This is a genomic window from Halorubrum sp. Eb13, assembly GCF_002252895.1.
Taxonomy (GTDB): domain Archaea; phylum Halobacteriota; class Halobacteria; order Halobacteriales; family Haloferacaceae; genus Halorubrum.
Genome location: NZ_NHPE01000001.1, coordinates 1 through 3191, shown reverse-complemented (window position 1 = coordinate 3191; position 3191 = coordinate 1). Strand labels below are relative to the sequence as shown.

The 3191-nt window shown below is 69.1% G+C and carries 2 protein-coding genes and 1 pseudogene; all 3 read right to left on the bottom strand.

Annotation, left to right across the window (positions count from 1 at the left end):
* Positions 1-18 precede the first annotated feature (18 nt).
* Positions 19-282, bottom strand: a pseudogene (locus tag DJ75_RS00015) (DnaJ domain-containing protein); the annotation flags it as partial.
* Positions 283-356: 74 nt separating this feature from the next.
* A complete protein-coding gene (dnaK, locus tag DJ75_RS00010) occupies positions 357-2273 on the bottom strand; it encodes a molecular chaperone DnaK (RefSeq protein ID WP_176451394.1) in 1917 nt (638 codons plus the stop codon).
* A 204-nt stretch (positions 2274-2477) separates the two neighbouring features.
* The gene (gene tpiA / locus DJ75_RS00005) at positions 2478-3122 is read right to left on the bottom strand and encodes a triose-phosphate isomerase (protein WP_094521839.1); all 645 of its coding nucleotides are present in this window, start codon (positions 3120-3122) and stop codon (positions 2478-2480) included.
* Positions 3123-3191 lie beyond the last annotated feature (69 nt).

The following is a 3191-nucleotide window of genomic DNA, read 5'->3' as shown; positions in this document are numbered from 1 at the left end:
AGATGTTTATAAGAGGCAGCCGCCGGGGCCGCCGCCGCCCGTCGCGCCGCGCTTGTCGGCCTCGGTGAAGCGGTCGTGGCCGAGCTGGTCGTACTGGCGGCGCTTCTCCTCGTCGGTGAGCACCTCCTTGGCCTTCTGGATCTTCTTGAACCGCTCTTCGGCGTCGTCGTCGTCGCTGACGTCCGGGTGATGTTCGGCGGCCTTCTTGCGGTACGCCTTCTTGATCTCCTCCTCGCTGGCGTCCCGCGACACGCCGAGGACGTCGTAGAAATCTTCGCTCATGCGTTACGTTCGTTATTGGTCGTTCGTGGCTGGGTCGTGTTAAGGGGCGCGTCCGAAGGCGAGGGGCGCCGACGCTACTCCTCGTCGTCGTCCACGTCCTCGAAGTCGGCGTCGACGTACTCCTCGTCGTCGCCGTCGGGGCCCGCGCCGCCGGGGCCGGCCGCGCCGCCCGGACCGCCCGCGCCGCCCATACCGCCGGGACCGCCGGCGGCGCCGCCTGCGCCGCCCGGACCGGCCTGCGCGGCCTGTCCCTCGTACATCTGTTTGCCGATCTCCTGGAGCTCCTCCGTGAGCGCCTCCGTGACCGACTCGATCTCGTCGGTGTCGGCGTCCTCGTCCTCGAGCACCGCCTCGACGTCCTCGATCGAGTCCTCGATGTCGCCGATGAGGTCCTCGTCGAGGTCCTCCTCGTTCTCCTCTAAGAGGGTCTCGGCGCGCTGGATCGTCGTCTCGGCCTCGTTGCGGGCCTCGATCCGCTCGCGGCGGGCCTCGTCCTCTTCGGCGTGCTTCTCGGCCTCCTCCTGCATCTCTTCGATCTCCTCGTCGGAGAGGCCGACGCCCCCCTCGATGGTGATCGACTCGGCGTTCCCCGAGCCCTGGTCTTCGGCCTCGACGTTGACGATCCCGTTCTCGTCGATGTTGAACGAGACCTCGATCTGGGGGGTTCCAGCGGGCGCCGGCGGGATGCCGGAGAGCTGGAACGCGCCGAGCAGCTCGTTCTCCTCGGCGATCTCGCGCTCGCCCTGGAAGACGCGGACGTTGACCGAAGTCTGGTTGTCGGCGGCGGTGGTGAACACCTTCGACTCCTCGGTCGGGATGGTGGTGTTCTTCTCGATGAGCCGCTCGAAGAGGCCGCCCTTCACCTCGATCCCGAGCGAGAGCGGGGTGACGTCCAGCAGGACGATGTCGTCGACGTCGCCGGAGAGCACGCCGCCCTGGACCGCCGCGCCGAGCGCGACCGCCTCGTCGGGGTTGACGTTCTTCTTCGGCTCCTGACCGACGAGCTCCTCGACCTGCTCTTGGACCTGCGGCATCCGGGTCGAGCCGCCGACGAGGATGACCTCGTCGATGTCGCCCTTGTCGTAGCCGGCGTCGGAGAGCGCCTGTTCGGTCGGCTCGACGGTGCGCTCGATCAGGTCACCGGTGAGGTTCTCGAACGTCGCGCGGGTGATCGACTGTTCGAGGTGGACCGGACCGCTGTCGGTCGCGGTGATGAAGGGGAGGTTGACCGTCGTCTCCTTCTTGTTCGACAGCTCGATCTTCGCCTCCTCGGCGGCGTCCTTCAGGCGCTGGAGCGCCTGGCGGTCCTCGCGGAGGTCGATCCCGTGGTCGTTCCGGAACTCGTCGGCGATGTGGTCGATGAGCGCCTCGTCCCAGTCGTCGCCGCCGAGGTCGTTGTCGCCGTTCGTGGCGACGACCTCGTAGACGCCGCCGCCCAGGTCGAGCACGCTCACGTCGAACGTGCCGCCCCCGAGGTCGTACACGAGGACGGTCTGGTCGGACTCGTCGTCGAGGCCGTACGCCATCGAGGCGGCGGTCGGCTCGTTGACGATCCGCTCGACGTCGAAGCCGGCGATCTCGCCGGCGTCCTTGGTCGCCTGCCGCTGCTTGTCGTTGAAGTACGCGGGGACGGTGATGACCGCCTTCTCGACGTCGTCGCCGAGGTACTCCTCGGCGTCGCGCTTGATCTTCTGGAGGATCATCGCCGAGACCTGCTCGGGCGTGTACTCTTCGTCCCCGATCTCGACCGTGTAGTCGTCCTCGCCCATGTGCCGCTTGATCGACTGGATCGTGCGGTCGGGGTTCTGGACGGCCTGGTTCTTCGCCGGCTTCCCGACGAGCCGCTCGTCGTCGTCGGCGAAGGCGACGACGGAGGGCGTGGTCCGGTCGCCCTCCGCGTTCGCGATGATCTCGGGCTCGTCGCCCTCCATCACCGCGAACGCGGAGTTGGTGGTACCGAGGTCGATACCGAGGATCTTGTTACTCGCCATCTTAGCCAAAGTTAGCGGCTTGTGTCGGTTAAAGGTTACTAGACGGCGCGATCTCGTCGGTCAGCTGATACCGCTCACGTCGTGCGGTTTCGCCGATCGTGTGAACTGCTCGCACCGGTGTCTTTATACAGATCCGCAAGCGCAGGGACCTGCGACGGTGGCCGGTGCGAGGCGATCGGCCCGCTCCCGCGGCGGTCGCCGCGCTCAGAGTCCCGAGACGAGGTCCTCCAGCGCCGCCCGCGGGTCGTCGGCCTTCGCCACGCCGGAGGCCAGCAGGATCCCGGACGCGCCGAGGTCACCCGCGGCGGCCACGTCCTCGCCGGTCGAGACGCCGGCGCCGCAGAACACGTCGACGTCGGGGTCGACCGCGTCGGCGGCCGCGACCGCGTCCTCGACGATCCCGGGGTCGGCCGTCGAGACGGAGACGTCGCCGCCGATAAGCTCCGGGGGCTCGACGGCGACGGCGTCGGGGCCGAGCGCCGCGGCCGCGCCGACCTGCGCGGGGTTGTTCGCGCAGACGATCGTCTCCAGGTCGGCGCGCTCGGCCGCGCGGACGGCGCCGTCGACGTCGGCGAGCTTCAGCCGCTTCTCGGAGTGGTTGACGAGGGTCCCCTCGGCGCCGTTGTCGGCGACGGCCTCGGCGAGCGTCGACCCGGTGTGCGAGCCGTGGTCGTTCGGCGAGACGTGCTGGGCCCACGTCTCGACGCCGGTGTCCGCGACGCGGGCGAGGTCGGCCGCCTGCGGCGAGACCGCGATCCGAGCGCCGGACGCCTCGGCGACGTCGCTGGCGGCGGTCGCGACTTCGATCGGATCGCACGGGTACGCCTTGAGGTTCACCAGGATGAACATACCCGCACTCGGGAGCCGCGGGCGCAAATACCTTCATGCTCCGGCGACGCTACCCCCGAGCCCACGAGA

Coding starts and splice junctions, on each gene's coding strand:
- dnaK (WP_176451394.1), bottom strand. CDS start 2,273: ATGGCGAGTAACAAGATCCTCGGTATCGACCTCGGTACCACCAACTCC.
- tpiA (WP_094521839.1), bottom strand. CDS start 3,122: ATGTTCATCCTGGTGAACCTCAAGGCGTACCCGTGCGATCCGATCGAA.